Annotated in this window: 15 protein-coding genes and 2 pseudogenes; 6 read left to right on the top strand and 11 right to left on the bottom strand. The window is 68.2% G+C overall.

From position 1 onward, the window contains the following. Window positions 1-177: 177 nt before the first annotated feature. A complete protein-coding gene (locus tag IPP98_09700) occupies window positions 178-621 on the bottom strand; it encodes a DUF4386 family protein (GenBank protein MBL0179382.1) in 444 nt (147 codons plus the stop codon). Between the two features lie 198 nt (window positions 622-819). Between IPP98_09700 and IPP98_09695 the strand changes: the two genes are divergently transcribed. After that, window positions 820-990 (top strand): hypothetical protein, encoded by a 171-nt coding sequence (locus IPP98_09695; GenBank protein MBL0179381.1) that lies wholly within the window; start codon window positions 820-822, stop codon window positions 988-990. A gap of 393 nt (window positions 991-1383) precedes the next feature. Here the strand turns inward: IPP98_09695 and IPP98_09690 are convergent, their stop codons facing one another. The 7 genes and pseudogenes from IPP98_09690 to IPP98_09660 all read right to left on the bottom strand — a co-directional run bounded on the left by IPP98_09690 (window position 1384) and on the right by IPP98_09660 (window position 5939). Then, window positions 1384-1785, bottom strand: a complete 402-nt coding sequence (locus IPP98_09690; protein ID MBL0179380.1) for a hypothetical protein — start codon at window positions 1783-1785, stop codon at window positions 1384-1386. A gap of 377 nt (window positions 1786-2162) precedes the next feature. After that, entirely contained in the window at window positions 2163-2363 is a 201-nt protein-coding gene (locus IPP98_09685; GenBank protein MBL0179379.1) for a hypothetical protein, read from the bottom strand. A 160-nt stretch (window positions 2364-2523) separates the two neighbouring features. Continuing rightward, the gene (locus IPP98_09680; GenBank protein MBL0179378.1) at window positions 2524-3036 is read right to left on the bottom strand and encodes an acyltransferase family protein; all 513 of its coding nucleotides are present in this window, start codon (window positions 3034-3036) and stop codon (window positions 2524-2526) included. Between the two features lie 340 nt (window positions 3037-3376). Further along, complete coding sequence (locus tag IPP98_09675) at window positions 3377-3655, bottom strand: hypothetical protein (GenBank protein MBL0179377.1); 279 nt, start codon at window positions 3653-3655, stop codon at window positions 3377-3379. A 43-nt stretch (window positions 3656-3698) separates the two neighbouring features. Further along, window positions 3699-4600 (bottom strand): annotated as a pseudogene (locus tag IPP98_09670) (ABC transporter ATP-binding protein). Continuing rightward, window positions 4597-4941, bottom strand: coding sequence for a GntR family transcriptional regulator (locus IPP98_09665; GenBank protein ID MBL0179376.1), 345 nt, complete (start codon window positions 4939-4941; stop codon window positions 4597-4599). The pseudogene IPP98_09670 and the gene IPP98_09665 overlap by 4 nt, the downstream one beginning before the upstream one ends. A 73-nt stretch (window positions 4942-5014) precedes the next feature. Continuing rightward, a pseudogene (locus IPP98_09660) lies at window positions 5015-5939 on the bottom strand (LysR family transcriptional regulator). Between the two features lie 97 nt (window positions 5940-6036). Here IPP98_09660 and IPP98_09655 point away from each other — a divergent pair. Beyond that, on the top strand, window positions 6037-6918 hold the full coding sequence (locus IPP98_09655; protein MBL0179375.1) for an ABC transporter ATP-binding protein: 882 nt from the start codon (window positions 6037-6039) through the stop codon (window positions 6916-6918). Window positions 6919-7591: 673 nt separating this feature from the next. Here the strand turns inward: IPP98_09655 and IPP98_09650 are convergent. Next, window positions 7592-7939 carry a hypothetical protein gene (locus tag IPP98_09650; protein ID MBL0179374.1) on the bottom strand — a complete coding sequence of 116 codons (348 nt, stop codon included), beginning with the start codon at window positions 7937-7939 and terminating at the stop codon, window positions 7592-7594. Between the two features lie 56 nt (window positions 7940-7995). On the opposite strand from IPP98_09650, the gene IPP98_09645 reads away from it, so the two are divergent. The 3 genes from IPP98_09645 (at window position 7996) to IPP98_09635 (ending at window position 13085) form a co-directional block, all read left to right on the top strand. After that, window positions 7996-10443, top strand: coding sequence for a hypothetical protein (locus tag IPP98_09645; protein ID MBL0179373.1), 2448 nt, complete (start codon window positions 7996-7998; stop codon window positions 10441-10443). Further along, window positions 10440-11360, top strand: a complete 921-nt coding sequence (locus IPP98_09640; GenBank protein ID MBL0179372.1) for an alanine racemase — start codon at window positions 10440-10442, stop codon at window positions 11358-11360. Before IPP98_09645 ends, IPP98_09640 begins: the two co-directional genes overlap by 4 nt. A 132-nt stretch (window positions 11361-11492) precedes the next feature. Then, window positions 11493-13085 (top strand): alpha/beta fold hydrolase, encoded by a 1593-nt coding sequence (locus IPP98_09635; GenBank protein ID MBL0179371.1) that lies wholly within the window; start codon window positions 11493-11495, stop codon window positions 13083-13085. A gap of 18 nt (window positions 13086-13103) precedes the next feature. Here IPP98_09635 and IPP98_09630 read toward each other — a convergent pair whose 3' ends face one another. After that, the gene (locus IPP98_09630) at window positions 13104-13727 is read right to left on the bottom strand and encodes a TetR/AcrR family transcriptional regulator (protein ID MBL0179370.1); all 624 of its coding nucleotides are present in this window, start codon (window positions 13725-13727) and stop codon (window positions 13104-13106) included. Between the two features lie 157 nt (window positions 13728-13884). Here IPP98_09630 and IPP98_09625 point away from each other — a divergent pair, with 157 nt between their 5' ends. Then, window positions 13885-14505 (top strand): PAS domain S-box protein, encoded by a 621-nt coding sequence (locus tag IPP98_09625; protein MBL0179369.1) that lies wholly within the window; start codon window positions 13885-13887, stop codon window positions 14503-14505. Window positions 14506-14508: 3 nt separating this feature from the next. On the opposite strand, the gene IPP98_09620 is transcribed toward IPP98_09625, so the two are convergent. Next, window positions 14509-16623, bottom strand: a complete 2115-nt coding sequence (locus IPP98_09620; GenBank protein MBL0179368.1) for a hypothetical protein — start codon at window positions 16621-16623, stop codon at window positions 14509-14511. Between the last annotated feature and the right edge of the window lie 129 nt (window positions 16624-16752).

The raw sequence follows: 16752 nt of genomic DNA, 5'->3' as shown, positions 1-16752 counted from the left end.
GCACGCGTTCACCCCGCCTGCGTCCGCCCCACGCCCCGCACCGTCATCCACACGGCGATGCCCATCTCCCCCAACCCTGCCGGCATCCGGATCCAGCGAACAATCGCCATCTCCGTATAACCCGGCAGCAGCATCGTCGCCACGAAGTGGAAGTGACGTAGCCCACGCCGCCCACCATCAGCAGCACGCCGAGCACTTCGGGAGAAACTGAACGATGAACCAGGTAGCCGAACAGTAGGGCCACAGCTCCCAGAAGATCTGCGCCATCAGCTGACCATTCTGGTAGGTCGAGAGATGCGCCGACACTCCGGCCGCCATCGCTTCCGGCGTGAGCGAGGCGTTGCCGATCAGCGTGAGCACGTCGAGCAGGTGCACCTGGTTCAGGAATGCAATCGGTGCGCTGACTGCCGCCAGTGCCACCATCACGACCGCGGCACGCGGATTCACCTGATGCAGCACGCGGTAGAGTTCCAGCGGCAGCAGCAGGAAGGCGACGTAGCAGGAGTATCCGGAGACGATCCCCAGCCGCCAGAGGTATTCGTTCGCCACCAGGTTTTTGCACCGTGCATATGCCGGGTCACGTCGACGAGGAGCCGCGCGAAGACGAAGCCGAGTGAACAACCCGGTCTCTACGAGGGTAGATCAGCTAGGCAGTGCGCGTGGACGTGCCGCTCACGCCGCACGCTCAGCCACGTCCGTAATACCATCCAGACGATGCTCACGGTGAGCGCCACTTTGATGACGCCGAGGGGAATTGATAGAAGCGCCACGCATCTGGCATCGTGAGCAGCATGATCGCGGTGAACACCACCCGCGACGATGTTCAGCCACCGACTCACCCGCGGCACCAGCACCAGCCAGGACGGGACCATCAGCGACGGGATCGCCATCATCGTCGGTACCGAGAAGTACCTGCTGAGTCACCGCATAGTGGGCCCATTCGGCCGTCGAAGCTGCTGGATCTTCCCGGGCACGTACAGCCCGAAGTAATCGCCGTAGAGGTAACAGAGGGTGACGCTGACCCAGAGCATTGACAACGAAAAAAGCAGCGGCCTCGGCTGGCGGCATGGGCCAGCGGGTGAACGTGTTCAGCGTCGTGCATGGTGATGCTCGGCGAAAGATGGCACGGTGCAATGAAAACGCTGGCTGACCGACGGAACGCCGTCTGATCGATGGTCACGTTGAACTCCACCTTGTCAGATCTGCAGACGCACCGGTGCGGGCGACCCTTCCACCGGGCGATCTCCATCAGGTACGGCACTTGGACCCCCTGCACCACGCGGTAATCGCTTTGTTAGATGCTCATCGACGCGTCGCGCCCCTCCGGGCGTCGCTGCCTGCAACATTCCAGATAGCTCCGCGCGTCGAGGTTCACCGTGGCCGTCAGCCATTCGGCCAACGACGTTCACGGCATGCACCGGGGTGGCGGTGCCACGCACCTGGACCACCGGTCCAAGCGTATTCCAGCACGACGTTCGTCGCCGCCACACCGATCAACGGTCCGTCGAAGTCGGTTTCCTCGAGAAAGTCCGGCCAGCTCCGCGGCCGGCATCGTCCGTCGCCTTGCCGTCGCGCGGCAAACGGATCGACCCGCCACGGCTTCATCCCATCGGTCGCGGGTGATCTGCACCGCGCCTTGGTCACATCCTTGCGGAGCAGGTTCGGACGCATCGCCTCGCTCACGACCGGAATCGCCTCGGGCAGGATCCCGGTCACCTTCATCGCCACTCGGCGGTTCTGGACCTTCTCCAGCGAACCGCTCGCCGTCGCGTAGCGAGCAAGCAACGTCGTGAGGGGGGCATGGCAGCGGGTGGAACATAGGCCCTCGCGCACCCAGGGCGGCAGGCGACAGGGCCAGAAGGGCAAGTGCACGCATCAGCGGAGTTCTCGTGGTGGGGGTCGTCGGCCAGGCACGCGGATAGCGTCGACCGTTCAGGAGCGCGCCGATAGCGTCGAACGCCCCAGCCAGTGATAGGAGGAGCAGGAGCAGCATGGTCACGCCGAGGAGCAACGCGAACTTCACCGGCCAGGCAGCGGCCAGTCCGCAGCATCAGGAGCTGCAGCCGAGCAGCAGCGGGAGGTGGGCGAGGTAGATCCAGTACGATGCATCGGCGAGGTAGCGGGCGCGTGGGCGACGCCCCGGAAGCGCAAACCGAGCCCGATCAACCCGCATGTCCAGCTCCAGACTTCCACGGCATAGAGCGCGGCGAAGTGCAGCTTCGGCGCCCGAATGCCGCCGGCATCAGACGCGGCGTCACCCCGCCAACGGCCAGGCACGCCGCCGTGGCGGCGATGGCCATCACCAGGGAGAGTGCCCACCACCGCTCAATGCGCTGCAGCAACAGCTCGGCCTGGCGATGCATCACCCAGCCGAGGCCGAAGGCGAGCCCGTAGCTCAGCAGCGCGGCGCGATTCGGCAGCAGACCGGGTGTCCGGTGTCGGAATGCCGAACCACATCATCCAGTACGGCGTGTCGTAGAGCCACCACACCGGGATGGCCAGCACCAGGGCGCCCACGGCCGATCAGGAGGCGCATCGCGCCATCGGCCATGGTGCGCACGCGCGCCGCCCGGTCAAGCAGCACGACCTTGCCGCACGAGGAGCGCGCCCGTGTACAACCAGGGCAGCAGGACTACAGGAACCAGAGGTGGGCGAGGGAAAGGTCGCGACCGTGAGTCCCCAGTGGCGGATGGACTCCGCATCGACACCTTTGAGCACGGCATCGATGACACCGGAGCACGAGCGGCCAGGCCAGCACCAGCGGCACCCCGATGCGGCGCGCGCTGACGCAGGAAGCCTGCGGTCCGAGCCGCTCACGCACACGCGGCCGAAGAAGCCGGCCAGCACGAAGAAGAGCGTCATCCGCGCCATGTGGATCGTGAAGAAGGCCACCGACAACGTCGTGCTGCGTGTGGCGTCCGCCACCAGCCAGAGCTGCGGGCCGGGGAGGAAGGCCATCGAGGCGTGAGACCACGCCCACGTAATGAGGGCGAATCCGCGCACGGCATCGAGACCGTGCCAGCGCGCGGCGGCCATTGGTCATCAGAGGAGGGTCTTTGCGGCGCGATTGCCACTGCCAGGTGGCAACGAGGACCAGTTCCACGACCCCAAGTTCGACGGCGGCGATCGTGCGCAGACTCGGCACCACGCGACGGTCGGGCCGGAGATGGTGGCCGCCACATCCGCCAGCCGCAGGCGACCAGCAGACGTAGGCCTGCAACCCAAGATTGATCGTCGCCATGACGGCGGTGGTCCACGTGTCAGATCCGGTGATGGAGTCGCCGCGGCCAGCGTGATGGATGTCCGGTCAGCACGTACAGCAGCAGCGCCAGCGTGTATGGCAGCAAGCCGTCGGGCACCGCCTCACGTAGGAGGATCACGTGGTGTGCCCGCGCCAGTGAGCGCCGAGCCAAGGTGGCATGAAGAGGAGCAGGTTGGCGGCGAGTTTGGCCGCCGCCGTGTACTCGCGCACGCCGATCGGCAACGACATCGCGAACGGCAGCATCCCCTGCGTGCGCTCCTGCACTACGGTCAGGAACGTCAGGAAGATCCCGATGCTGATCGACCGTGGCAGCAGCACCGCGCCCCGATAGAAGACGCCCTGGCTCGACGAGAACAGCATGCCGATGACCAGGCCGAGGGCGAAGGACGGCACCTCGGGCCACGCTGGAAATGCCAGTCCTTGCGCAGATGGCCGATCATCGTGGTAGTCCCATACCCCGACCTCGTCGTGCCATCACCGTGGTCACGAAGATTTCTTCGGGGGTGAGGCGCTCACCTGGCACGACGCACCGCCCGGCGGCGCAGGCTTTGGGCATCCCTCGTCGTAGATCCGTCACGAGCGTCGCGACATGGCCATGCACGGTGGTTCGGACGATGTGCGGCAACACGGGCACCACTCCCGGCACTGCGAGCTCCAGGCGCAGCCGCCGCCACCGATCGAGATACGTCGCGGTGTCGTCGGCATCGATGATCCGCCCCCGATCGAGGAAGCTCACGCGGTCGGCGATCTTTCCGCATCCAGCGTGTTCTGGCTCGAGAAGAGCACCGAGCGCCCGGCATCGCGGACCACGTCGGTCAACGCGCCGATCACTCCTGCCGCGCGACCGGATCGAGCCCGGTGGTCGGTTCATCGAGGACCAGCAGTTTGGGGCGGCGTACCAACGCGAGCAGCAGTCCGGCCTTGATCCGCTGGCCATGCGACATCCCCTTGATGCGCTGCTCGGGACGCAGATCGAAGCGGCGCACGAGGGTCGCGGCGTAGGCAGCGTCCCATAACGCGCCGAAGACCCGGGCCACAAAGTCCATGTGCCACTGCAGCGTCGCGCGCGGGAAGAGGCGCATGTCCTCGGAGACATAGCCGATGTCCTGCTTCGCCCGGGAGGTCGCCTCCGGGATGCGGTGGCCGAGCACCTCGATCTCGCCGGAGTCGGCGGTGACCAGCCCCATGATGATGCGGATGGTCGTCGACTTCCCGGCGCCATTGCTTTCGGATGAACCCCGTGATACTGCCCGTCGGCACATCGAGCGCGACGTCGCCGAGAGAAAACGGGGGATAGTGCTTGCACACCCCCCGAAGCCGGATGGCATGATCGGTCATGGGCAATCCTCGGCGCGGCGAATCGCCTCAGCGAGACGAGCGCGCAGCGCCTCGATGGGGAGGTGGTTGCGGACGGCCAGGTGGGCGAGCGCGTCGAGCAGCGGCTGGAGCTGTGCCTCGAAGAGGCGGTCCGACAGGTCCGGGCACTCGGCCACGACCGACCGATCCTGGCGCGTCACGATCACGCCGTCGCGCCCGAGCTCCAAGTAGGCCCGCTTCACGGTGATGACCGACACACGGAGCTCGGCGGACAGTTCGCGGATCGATGGCAGGGGGAAGCCGGCCGGCCAGTCGCCGAGCGCGATGCGCTGGCGGACCTGCTCGATGATCTGCAGGTAGATCGGCCGGGGATCGGCCTTGGCGAGTACCAAGCCACTGTGCATAGTGATATACTCAGTATACACAGTGAGTTTGTCAAGTGGGGGGTGCTGGTGCGCCCTCCCGCCACGGCACCCGGGTGAAGGCCTGCCGCAGCGCCGCAATGAAGGCGGTCACGCGGGCCGATCGCCCGGCCCGGCTCGCCACCAGCGCCATCACGTCGGCACCCGGCGGCGGCGCCTCGGGGAGGAGCCGAACCAACCGACCCGCCGCCAGGTCGTCCGCGATCGACCACTCCGAGCGGACCACGACGCCGAGCCCGGCCACCGCCCAGTCGCGCGCGACCTCACCATCGTTCGTGGCCAGCACCGGCTCGACCCGCACGGTCTCCAGACGCTCCGCTGCCACAAAGCGCCAGAGGGTGGTGTCCTCGTCGTTCTCACGAATAGCGATGCACGGCCAGTTCGCCAGCTCCGCGGGCGACGTCGGCATCCCGCGCAGGGCGATCAGCGACGGGGCGGCACAGCAAATCCGGTCGTTGGGCGCGATTCGCTGGGCCACCAGTGATGAATCGCGCAGCTCGCCGATATGCACGGCGACGTCCCAGTTCCCCTCGGCGATGGTCCCGTGCCGATCGGACAGATACAGCTCGACCTTCACCGCGCGGGTGCGTCTCCTGAAAGGCTGCCACCAGCGGGGCGATGTGGACCCGCCCGAAACCGAGCGGGGCCACAAGGCGGAGCCGCCCGGTGACCGCACCACGACGCGCCTGGATCTGATCGGTCAAGCTGCCGAGCGCGGCGACGATCGACCCACCCCCATCGGCCAGGAGGAGGCCCTCCTCCGTCAGCGCCAGGGTTCGGCCGGTCCGGTGAACCAGCCGCACGCCGACCCGCCGCTCAAGTTCCTGAAGCCGCTGGGTCACGGCGGGCGGCGAGACGCCGAGGGAGCGAGCCGCCGCGGCAAGCGAGGGGGAAGTCGCGACGGCGGCGAAGAAATCGAGGTCGGCTGAGGTGAGCATTAACACCAACTTAATGCACAATGGCGATTCATTCGATTGCGGCGTCGGTTGCACAATGTGACATTGTGCAATCTGAAACAATAACGGAGACGTGATCATGCTCGAAATCCATGACCTGACTCGCACCTACGCCAACGGGGTCGCCGCCCTGCAGGGCGTCACCATCTCGATCCCCCGTGGACTCTTCGGCCTCCTTGGTCCGAATGGCGCCGGGAAGTCGACCCTGATGCGCACCCTCGCGACCCTGCAGCTCCCCGATCGCGGCAGCGTCCGCTTCGATGGCCGCGACATCTTCGCCGATCAGGTCGGTCACCGGCGTCGGCTCGGGTACCTGCCCCAGGACTTCGGAGTGCATCCCGGCGTCTCGGCACTGGCGCTGCTCGATCACCTCGCCGTGCTCAAGGGGATCGGGCACGCTGCCGCACGCAAGGAGGAAGTCGAGACGCAACTGGTGCGCACCAACCTCTGGGAGCATCGGCGCCGCGCCGTGAGCGGGTTCTCGGGTGGCATGCGCCAACGCTTCGGCATCGCGCAGGCGCTGCTTGGCTCGCCGGCACTCGTCGTCGTGGATGAACCAACCGCCGGCCTCGACCCCGAGGAGCGCGACCGTTTCCACGCCCTCCTCGGCGAGATCGGCGAGGAAGTGGTGGTGCTCCTCTCCACCCACATCGTCGAAGATGTGCGCCAATCCTGTCCACGCCTCGCGGTGCTGCATGCTGGGCGCATCGTGCGCGAAGGCACACCCGGGGCACTCGTCGCCGAGCTGGCGGAGCGCGTCTGGAGCGCACCCGCCACGCGCAGCGAAGTGCGCGAGCTGGCGAGCACATCCACCGTCCTCTCCTCGCAGTGGCAGGCCGGCCGACGCCATGTGCGCGTGCTCGCCGATGCACCGCCGACGCCGGCCTTCGCCGCCGCCGAGCCCGAACTCGCCGATGCCTACTTCGCGGCGCTCGATCGGGGGGTCGCCCCATGGAGCTGATCGCCCCCACCGTCAGCTTCGAGCTCCGCCGACTGGTACGACACCCGGCCTTCGCCGCCTCACTGCTCCTGCTCGGCGGAAGCGCGCTGACGCTGATTGTGACGGGCTTCGGCCCGCGCACGGTGCCAGCTCACCGCGCCCTACCTTCCAGGCGCAGTCGCTCGGTATGCTGACGCTCGTCGCGATCTTCGTGCTCACCTTCTTCGTGGCACACGCTGCCCTTGGCGATTCCGAGAGCAAGATGCAAGAGCTCCTCTTCGCCACCCCGCTGACACGCAGTGCCTGGTTTGCCGGCCGATGCACTGCAGTGATCCTCGCGGGATTCGCCACCATGATCGTCGCCGCGACCGTGCTGGTGGTCGCACCATCGTTCGTGGCAGTCGATCCGGCACGTCGGTCCGATGGCATTCGGTGGCGCACTCTGGGCGCTGCTCATCATCGTGTTGCCGAACCTGATCCTCATCGGCGCGATCCTCTTCACGGCCGCCGCACTCTCGGGCAGCTCCACCGTCACCGCCGTCGCGGGGATCGGAATCTGGGCGCTCTTCTGGGTCACCGCGCTGCTCGTCGATTCGCCGCTGCTGGCGGGCACTGCACCGCCCTCCGCCGAGGCCTTGGCGCGCGCGGCAGTGCTCGATCCGTTCGGACTCTCGGCGTTCTTTGAACAGACCCGCTACTGGACCCCGGAGGAGCGCAACACCCGGTTGATGAGCCTGAGTGGTCGACTCCTGGTGAACCGCGTGCTCTGGCTCACCATTGCGGCCGGGATGTTGATCGTGGCGGCACGGCAGATGGCGCCGCGCACTCGGGCCGCTCGACGTGTGATCCGGCTCGCACGGCACGAGACCGCACCGACGTTGCCGAGCCACGCCACGCACGCGATCAGCGCCCTCGGGGCCTGGGCGACCTGGCGTCGGCTGACCAGGCATGAACTGCGCACGGCGCTCCGCAGTTGGGCCTTCGTGGTCCTGGTGCTCTTCTGGATGATGGCCGCGGGGATCGAGATCGTCTCCGAGGTCACCTCCGGCGAGTACGGCGCACGACCTCCTGCCGACCACCGCGGTCGTCGTCGATCGCTTGCTCCAGCCGGTCGGCATGCTCGGCATGATCGTCCTGCTCTACTTCGCCGGGGACATCGTCTGGCGCGATCGCGTGAGCGGGATGCACGCCCTCACCGATGCGACCCCCGCCCCCGCACTCGCGCGCCTCGGCAGCCAGCTCACCGCCCTCCTGGTTCTCCCGGGGGTGCTCCTCGTGACCGGCCTCGGTGTCGGCCTCGGGATTCAGGTCGCGTTCGGCCACGTCGAGTGGCGCCCGTTGGTCCTGCTTGGCACCGCGTGGCATGCCGGCCTGCCACTCCTGCTCTTCGGGGTCGGCGTCTTCACGCTGCAGGTGATCATTCCCAATCGCTGGGTCGCAATGATGGCCGGGATCGTCCTGGCCCTGGCTGGCTCGGGCGAGTTGCCGGGGGTGCGCCACCCGATGCTCCGCTTCGCCGCCTTCCCGCTCGCGGGCTACTCGGACTTCGATGGCTTCGGCGTCTCGCCGCGATCCTTTCTGGCCTTTGCCGCGTGGTGGACAAGCATCGCGATGCTGCTCCTCGTGGCCGCGTGGGCCCTGCGTCATCATGGCCACGATCTGAGCTTCCGTCGTCGACTCCGCGGCGCCACCGCCGCGCTCGGTCGACCGGGATTCGCGTTCGGTGCGGTCGCGCTGCTGTGCGCCACGGTCAGCGGGGTGCAACTCGCGAACGCCCTGGCACGCACCACGCGCTTCGCGGATCGCGCGGCCGTGCTCGCCTCGCGCGCCGGCTATGAACGACGCTATCGGCATTTTCATGGGCGCGCGCAACCCGCTGCCACCGCACTGACGCTCCGCGTGGTCCTCACCCCGGGCAAAGCACGCGCCGAAACCCGAGGCACGCTCACCCTGGCGAACCAGAGCACGGCGCCCATCGACACCATCCTGCTCAACCTCCCGCGCGATATTCGCGACGCGTCCTTTACCCTCTCGGGCAATCACACCGTCAGCGTGGACTCGGTGCATCAGGTGGCGTTGGTCGTGCCGCAAACCGCGATGCGCCCGGGTGACTCATTGCAGCTCGACTTCGCACATACACTCGATCGCGGCGGCGTCTACGCGTCCGTGCCGCCGCGCGATGTCACGCGGAATGGCACCGTGCTGCTGCATCCGCAGCTCGTCCCGGCCGTGGGGTACCGCCCCCAGCAGGAGATCGTGGATCCGAGGGAGCGAGCACAGGTGGGGCTCACCATCACACCGACCCCGTGGCCCACGGCCGATCAGACGCATGATCTCGCGAGCGATCCGAGCTGGCTCATGATGGATGTGACCATCGGCACCGACCCGGATCAGGTCGCGCTGGCCGTCGGCGACCTTGCCGCCGCGTGGGACAGCGCAGGCCGGCGCTGGTTCCGCTACACGACGCCGCAACCGGTCACCCCGATCACTGCCGTCATCTCCGCCCGCTACGCCAAGCATGTGGCCCAGGCGCAGGGCACGACGGTCGAGGTCTGGCACCTGGCCGAGCACGCCGTCAACGTCGATCAGATCGCCCACGCGGCGCTCACCTCCATTGCCACACTCTCGGCGCGACTCGGCCCGATGCCCGATTCGCTGCTCCGCATCGTGGAGTTGCCGCGCTGGTCGGGCTTCGGGGCCTTTGCGCTCCGCGGCATGGTGCTCTTTCCGGAGCATCGCGGCTTCCTGCTCGACGAGCGTCCAGGTGGGGTTGACCTGCTGCTGCGGCGCGTGGCGCATGAGGTCGCGCATCAATGGTGGGGGCACAGCGTCGAGCCACCGCAGGCCGAAGGGAGCCTCCTGCTGGTGGAATCGCTGGCGAAGGATGCCGAGCAGGTGGTGGTGCGATCGGTCCACGGCGCGGCCGGTGTGGATGCCATCCTCGCCTATGACGAGGATCGTTACCTCGTCGGGCGTGCCGATGCCGGTGCCCAAGAGCCAGCGCTCGAGCGGCTGACCGACGAGCCCTGGCTCTACTACGGGAAGGGAAGTCTCATGATGCACGCGCTGCGTGCGGCATTGGGGGACTCGGGCGTTGATGCCGCGTTGCGGGCGGTGATCGCGAAGCATCGCGGCTCGGGTGGGGTGGCCACGGCGCCGGTACTGCGGAGCGCCCTGCTTGCGCATGCGCGCGCGCCGGCCGATTCCGCGGCCATCGTGGAGTGGTTCGGCGGGCGCGCGGTGTGGGACGTGGCACTCGAGGCGATCACCCCGGCGCCCCAGGGGTATCTGGTGACGGTAGGCGCGACACGGCAGGGCGATGCGACCCTCCCGATGGAGGCCGCCGGCGCCTCGGCGCTGATCACCATGGCGGGGCTCGATGCGGCGGGAAGCGTCCAGTGGCGGGGCACGGTCGCGGCGCGTGATGGCGTGGGCACCGTTACACTGCCCAGATTGCCGGGCGTGGTCCAGCTGGTACTCGACCCGGAACGACGCCTGCTCGACCGTGACCGTGCCAACAATCGCAAGGAGTTGCCTCCCCCGTGACAGACCTTTCCAGCCTGGCCACGCCCGCCCTGGTGATCGACCTCGCGCAGGTGGATCGCAACTGTGCCCGCGTGGCGGCGTATGCGGCGGACCACGGCCTGACGTGGCGGCCGCATGTGAAGACCCACAAGTCGGCTCAGGTGGCCGCGCGACAGCTTGCAGCGGGTGGGTTGTCCGAGGCACTTGCCACGGTGGCGGGCCTCGCGCGCGTGCTGGTTGAAGTAGACGCCGGGATGCGGCGCACCGGCGTGGTGGGCGTTGAGCCGGCGGTGGAATTGGCGCGCGCCGTCGCTGCGCTTCCGGGCCTCACCTTTGCCGGCTTTGGATTCTATCCGGGCCAGCTCCGGAGTGCGGGACCGGAGGTGGATGCCGAGTTGGTGCGGCTCTCAGTGATGGTGGCTGCATTGCGGGCCGGTGCCGAGGCGTCGGGGTTGGTGGTGCACACCATCTCGGCAGGCTCGACGCCGCTGCTCTGGCGGTCGCACGAGATCGCGGGGCTGACCGAGCTGCGGGCGGGTACGGCGGTCTATTTCGACCGCACCTCCGCGGTGGGTGGCGTCTGCGGGTTGGATGAGTGCGCAGCAACCATTCTGGCCACTGTGGTGAGCACGGCGGTCCCTGGGCAGGCAGTCGTCGATGCCGGCGTGAAGGCGCTGGGCCGCGAGCCAATGCGCGGCGGCGAGGCAGACGGCTTTGCCTGCGTGCTGGACCGACCGGAAGTCCCGGTGGTACGGCTCTCGGAGGAGCATGGCGTGCTCGACCTCTCGCAGACCGAATGGCGGCCCAGGGTTGGTGATCAGGTGCGGGTGTTGCCGAATCATGTCTGCGTGGCGGTGCACAATTTCGGCGAGATGACGCTCGTGCATCCCGATGGCCGAGTCGAGACGAGCGCGGTGGAGGCACGGGGGCGGGGATGAGGGGTGCGCAGTGAGGCGTCCGACTTGCCTGACCATGGCGCCGGGGTATCTTACCACTGGTCATATTGGCACGCCCGTGCGCAACGCCTGCGCCGTGGCGGCTCACCTTGTCACCGGACACCGAGACCAGCCATGTCGCTTGCCCGCACTCCACCCGCCCCGGAGGGGCGCGCGCCACGTCCGACGGCCCGCGGTCGTGCCCTGGTCGTCGCCATCGTCGGCCTGGCCCTCGCCGGCTGCCGCACCGAGCCGCCTCGTGCCACAACAGTCATCGGTACGACGCCCGGCGGCCTCACGATGCAGCCATGCATGCACCGCGACTCGATCCCGGCCGAATGCGGCACACTGACGGTGCCCGAACGGCGCGACGTCGCGGGCTCGCGGCTGATCGCCATTCCGGTGATCCGCATTCGCGCACGCGGGGCGACCCCCGGCCTGCCGATCTTCTTCCTCAACGGCGGTCCGGGCGGCACCAATCAGCGGACGCGCCCACCCGAGTGGAGCCGCGACACCCATGACTTCGTCCTGGTGGGATTTCGAGGCGTCGACGGCAGCGAGCGACTGGCATGCCCCGAGTTCGAGCAGTCGCTCGCCACCTCGATCGGCGACCTGCTGAGCGCGCGGGCGATCGCCGACCGGCGCGCTGCCACGGACCGATGCGCGAGCCGGCTGCGCCGCGACGGCGTGGATCTGGTCGGCTACACGATGCATGAAGTGGTGGATGACATGGATGCCGCGCGGGAGGCGCTTGGCATCGACCGACTCCTCCTGTACAGCGAGAGCTATGGCACCCGTCTCGCGCAGATCTACGCGCACCGGCACCGCGAGCACGTGGCGCGCTCCGTGATGGTCGGCGTCAACCCCCCGGGTCGGTTCATCTGGGAAGCGGCGCAACTGGACACGGTGCTGCTGGAGTACGGCCGGCTCTGCACCCAGGACCCCGCATGTCGCGCCAACACGCCGGATCTTCCCGCCGCCGTGTCGCGCGTGGTGCACGACATGCCGACGCGATGGGGCCCGTTTCCGATCCACCGCGGCGTGGTGCTGCTGGCGGCGTTCCAGTTGCTCTTCAGCCAGGAGAGTGCGCCGTTGGTGCTCGACGCATTCGTGGACGCCGATCAGGGCGACGCCAGCGGGTTGGCCGCCCTCTCACTGGTCGCCGGCTATCAGCTCACCCAGTTCGACCTGGTCTTCGGTGACATGTTCGCCAAGGGCAGCGTGGACTTTGACAGCGTGCGGGGACGCCCCGAGGCATTCGATCCGCCGGGGTCGATCATGGGGGCACCCATGTCCTCCGTCTTCTGGACCGCGGTCACGGCCTCCGGTGGCTGGCCGATCGTGCGTCCGGCGGACCATGCGGCGACGACACCCGCTTCGGACGTCGAGACACTGTTGATCGGTGGCACGCTCGACGTGTCGACGCCTGCGGTGTACGCCAGGCGGGAGCTGTTGCCTCAGCTCTCGCGCGGGCATCAAGTGATCTTCCGCAATGCCGGGCACAATGACCTGTGGGAGTTTCAGGGGGACGCGTACGCACGACTGGTGGGCGGCTTCTTCGCCTCAGGCGCAGTGGATACCACCGGCTTCGCGAGTCAGTCCATCTCCCTGCACGGCACCTGGACCCTGGCCTTGCTCGCCAAGCTCGTCGTTGCGGCGGGCGTGCTGTTGCTGGCAACCCTCGCCTTCGGTGGCTGGAAGCTGAGCCGTCGCCTCCGCCGGACCTAGCCGCAGCCGCTGCGCTTCTTACGACGGCTGGGTCCCGTACAGCAAGCGCACGGAGACGGCGAGGGCGCGCTGGAGCGATGCGAACCCCGCGCCGGATACCGACAGCCGGCCCTCGGTCAGCCGACCGTCGATGGCGAGGATCGTGAAGCCATGCACCAGCGCCCACTGCGCCAGTGCTCGCTGGCGAATTTCATCATGGGGCAGCAGCCCGTCGTTGGCCGCGCGCGTGACCGCCTCGAGCACCGGCGCCTCGGCCGAATCGGCCGCGGCGCGAAGTGCCGGAAAGCCGGCCGATTGCGCAAACTCGGGTGCGAAGGCGAGTCGGAGACGCCCCGGATCGGCCACCCCGAAGCGGAAGTAGGCTGCGCCAAGGCGCACGACCCCGTCGAGGGACGTCGTCGACTTCGCGAGCGCATGCCGCTGTGACCGACCAAGCGCCAGCAAGGCCTCGGTGCTCAACTCCGCCAGCAACGCCTGGCGATCGGCAAAGTGCGAGTAGATGGCGGGGTGGGACACACCGACCTGGCGCGCCAGCGCGCGCAGACTCAAGCCTGTCGTGCCTTCCGTCGAGACCATGGTACGCGCTGCCGCGAGCACCGCGTCGCGCAGGTTGCCATGATGATAGGGGCGTTGGGCGGCCATGGACCGGAGTGTAACCTGCGGATAGATGCTCGCCAACGGTCGCCGACGCGCCCGGCTCGATGGAGAGTGCCCCGGCCACCCCGCGGTCTCACCGTCCAACTCCCGGTCACCAATTTCCAGTCATCGGAATTCCGCGGTCGGGGACTACCTTTCTACCATGACCACGCCCGTGCACATTCCCACCACCCCCGACCAGCTCGCCGAACACCGCTTCTTCGAGCTGTCGATCGACATGCTCTGCTTTGCCCGCTTCGACGGCTTCTTCCAGCACCTCAATCCGGCCTGGGAACGCACCCTCGGATATTCGATCGCCGAGCTGCAGTCACGGCCGATGATCGAGTTCGTGCATCCCGACGACCGCGAGCGCACCCTGGCGCAGAATCGCGAGGTGCGCGCCGGCGGCCACGCGGTGCATTTCGAGAACCGCTATCGCTGCGCCGACGGCTCGTACAAGTGGCTGGTCTGGAATGCGATCGCGGATGTCGACAAGCAGACGATCTACTCCGTGGCGCGCGACATCACCCGGCGGAAGGCGGCCGAGGAAGAGCGGGATCGATTGGTCGTCGAGCTCCAGGCCGCGCTCGCCGAGGTGCGCACGCTGCAGGCGATCCTGCCGGTCTGTTCGTACTGCAAGAAGGTGCGCGACGACGAGAACTACTGGCACAGCGTGGAGGGCTACATCCAGACCCACACCGACACGCAGTTCAGTCACGGCATCTGCCCGTCGTGCTACGAAATCGAGGTGGAGCCAGCGCTCGTTCCCGAGGATCGCGCCTAGCCGTCACCGCACCGCCACACTCCGACTCCGCTCGACGGCCGTCCCGCCCACCACATCGCGCACGCGCAGCACCAGGCGATAGTCGCCCGGCTTCAGCTGCTTGAACGAAACCAGTTGTTCCCCGCGGTGGGTCGCGGCCGTCGCGACGAGCGAGAAGCCGACGCGCGTCTCTGGCGCCTTCGCCTTCTCTCCCCCCTCCCAGATCTCGACCTCGATCGCGTAGCTCCGCCCGACGACCAGACCATCGAGCTCGTAATAGAGTGGGGCCTCGTCGTCGCGCGTCCAGGCATTCGTCGGATTCAACGACACGGCATCGCCCGCATGCTGCCAGGTGACCCCGCTCCCTGCGCGCCCGAGAATCGGATCGGAGAGCCGGAGGATCCGGCCGTCCCGGGGAGTGACAGACACCGGCGCGACGCGCCCGCCTGCACCAACCTGATGCGCAGCGTCGCCAGCCACCATCGTCACCGTGTATTCGCCAGGCGGCGTAGGCACGACGGCGTACGCGGTGAGGAACCGTCCCTTCACGGTCGACGGATCCACCCGCCACCGCCGCACCGTGTCGAGGGTCGCGACGATCCGCCCCGTCGTGGCGTCACCGATGACCGCGCGCCACTCCGCCAGCAGCTCCCCCGCGCTCCCCTTCCCACTGCGCAACGCATCGGCCGGCAACGCCATCACGACCAGGACACCGCCCCCCGCAATGCCGTAGGCCTGGAAGATCCCCGCCATCCCCTTCCGGTAGAGCTCGGGGTTTCCTTCCGTCCGCTCGGCGACTTCGCGGGCCGCAGTGAATTCCTGGCGAATCCGCTCGGCCATGTTGCGTCCGCCATCCGACGAAATCCCGGCCAACACGCAGAGCCGGGCATCACGCCGACAGATGGTCAGCAAGTCGCCGACAGGATAGTTGCGGGCGAGCATGCCGAGCCGCGTGACCGTCCCGCTCATCGCCGGCCGAGAGAAGGAGACGACCACCTGACCATCGCCACGCGACCAGACCAGCGTCTCCTGCGCCATGCTGGTGATCCCCGGCGTGAGAATCCGCTCGGTGGGCAGCCCATGACGCATCACGAGTCGGCCACGATCGTCGAGCACGCGATCGATGGGCGCGTAGCGATTGTCGTACATGATCTGCGCGGTGCCCTCGCTCTTCGGAAACGGCGAATCGCCCAATCCAAGCTCGATCGCCGCTGCCCGGGGCACCGGCTGGCCTTCGGCGACGCTGCCGTCGAGATCCCAGCGAAACTCGCGCAGCGCGAACCGCCACCGTTCGAACTGCGCGGCGAGTCGCGACCCCGGCAGGCGACCGTCCTCGAGATCCTGGCGATCCCAGAAACCCGCGAGCCACGTCGCATGACTCCCGGGCCGCAGTGGCAACGCTTGCCACTGCGTGCGTTCCGCGCTGCTGGCGAACCAATCGAGATCGCCGAAGAACCACGCAGCGTCACCCGCCGAGGCGATCGCCTGCGCCCCGGTGCGATATGCGTCGCGTGCGCGCGTCGAGTCACCCTCGGCGTAGGCGAGCCGGGTGAGGAGGTGCTGACGCACCGCGCTCGAGATCGAGTCCGCGGGGATCCGCGCGAGTGCGCGCGCTGCACCCGCCGTCGTGCCGACCTCCAACTCCAGGCCGAACCACGCAAGGCCGAGGCGCGTCGGCAGCGTGGCGTGTCGGGCGGCGGCCGCGCGCAGGTGCGCCAGCTCCTTCTCCGGCGGCTGCCAGATGTAGGGATACGGCGCGATTCGCATCAAGCGCTCGAGGCTCGGAATGTCGCCACTGTCGGCCGCCACCAGCCAGCGCAACGCGCGCACCGCCGGGCCGCGCCAGTCGACCTCGTTCTCGCGCGGGGGTTGGTCGAGCGGCGTGAGCGGTTGCGCCATCGCGAGGAATACCGTCACCATCCCGCGCACTGGCTCGGGGCGGCGCGGCGTTCCGTTCCAGTCGACCAGCATCCGCCGCGCAATCGGCATCAGCTCCTTGCGCGCGCTGGCCTCGCCGGCGGTGACGCGAACGGCGAGGGCGTCGAAGTCCGCGCCCTCTCGTTGCGCGCTCGCGGTGCGAGGAATGGTGGCCAGGGTGGCGAGCGTCAGGCCGGCAAGGATCGAAGGACGGCGGGGCATGGGGGCTCCGGAGCAGGTCACGGAGAGTACCTCCGAATGTACGAGAACGGGAAGCGCGTGGCGCCACGCAAGACCGAACCGGTATCGTCCGGAAACACGGCAGCCAGCCGACCGTAGGGACGCCCTTGC

It is taken from the genome of Gemmatimonadota bacterium, from assembly GCA_016720805.1.
Lineage (GTDB): Bacteria > Gemmatimonadota > Gemmatimonadetes > Gemmatimonadales > GWC2-71-9 > Palsa-1233.
The sequence above is the reverse complement of the archived record's forward strand: the minus strand, read 5'-3'. Positions and strand labels throughout refer to the sequence as shown.

Coding starts and splice junctions, on each gene's coding strand:
- IPP98_09695 (MBL0179381.1), top strand. CDS start 820: ATGTTCAGCCACCGACTCACCCGCGGCACCAGCACCAGCCAGGACGGG.
- IPP98_09685 (MBL0179379.1), bottom strand. CDS start 2,363: ATGCATCGCCAGGCCGAGCTGTTGCTGCAGCGCATTGAGCGGTGGTGG.
- IPP98_09680 (MBL0179378.1), bottom strand. CDS start 3,036: ATGGCCGCCGCGCGCTGGCACGGTCTCGATGCCGTGCGCGGATTCGCC.
- IPP98_09655 (MBL0179375.1), top strand. CDS start 6,037: ATGCTCGAAATCCATGACCTGACTCGCACCTACGCCAACGGGGTCGCC.
- IPP98_09635 (MBL0179371.1), top strand. CDS start 11,493: ATGTCGCTTGCCCGCACTCCACCCGCCCCGGAGGGGCGCGCGCCACGT.
- IPP98_09630 (MBL0179370.1), bottom strand. CDS start 13,727: ATGGCCGCCCAACGCCCCTATCATCATGGCAACCTGCGCGACGCGGTG.
- IPP98_09625 (MBL0179369.1), top strand. CDS start 13,885: ATGACCACGCCCGTGCACATTCCCACCACCCCCGACCAGCTCGCCGAA.
- IPP98_09620 (MBL0179368.1), bottom strand. CDS start 16,623: ATGCCCCGCCGTCCTTCGATCCTTGCCGGCCTGACGCTCGCCACCCTG.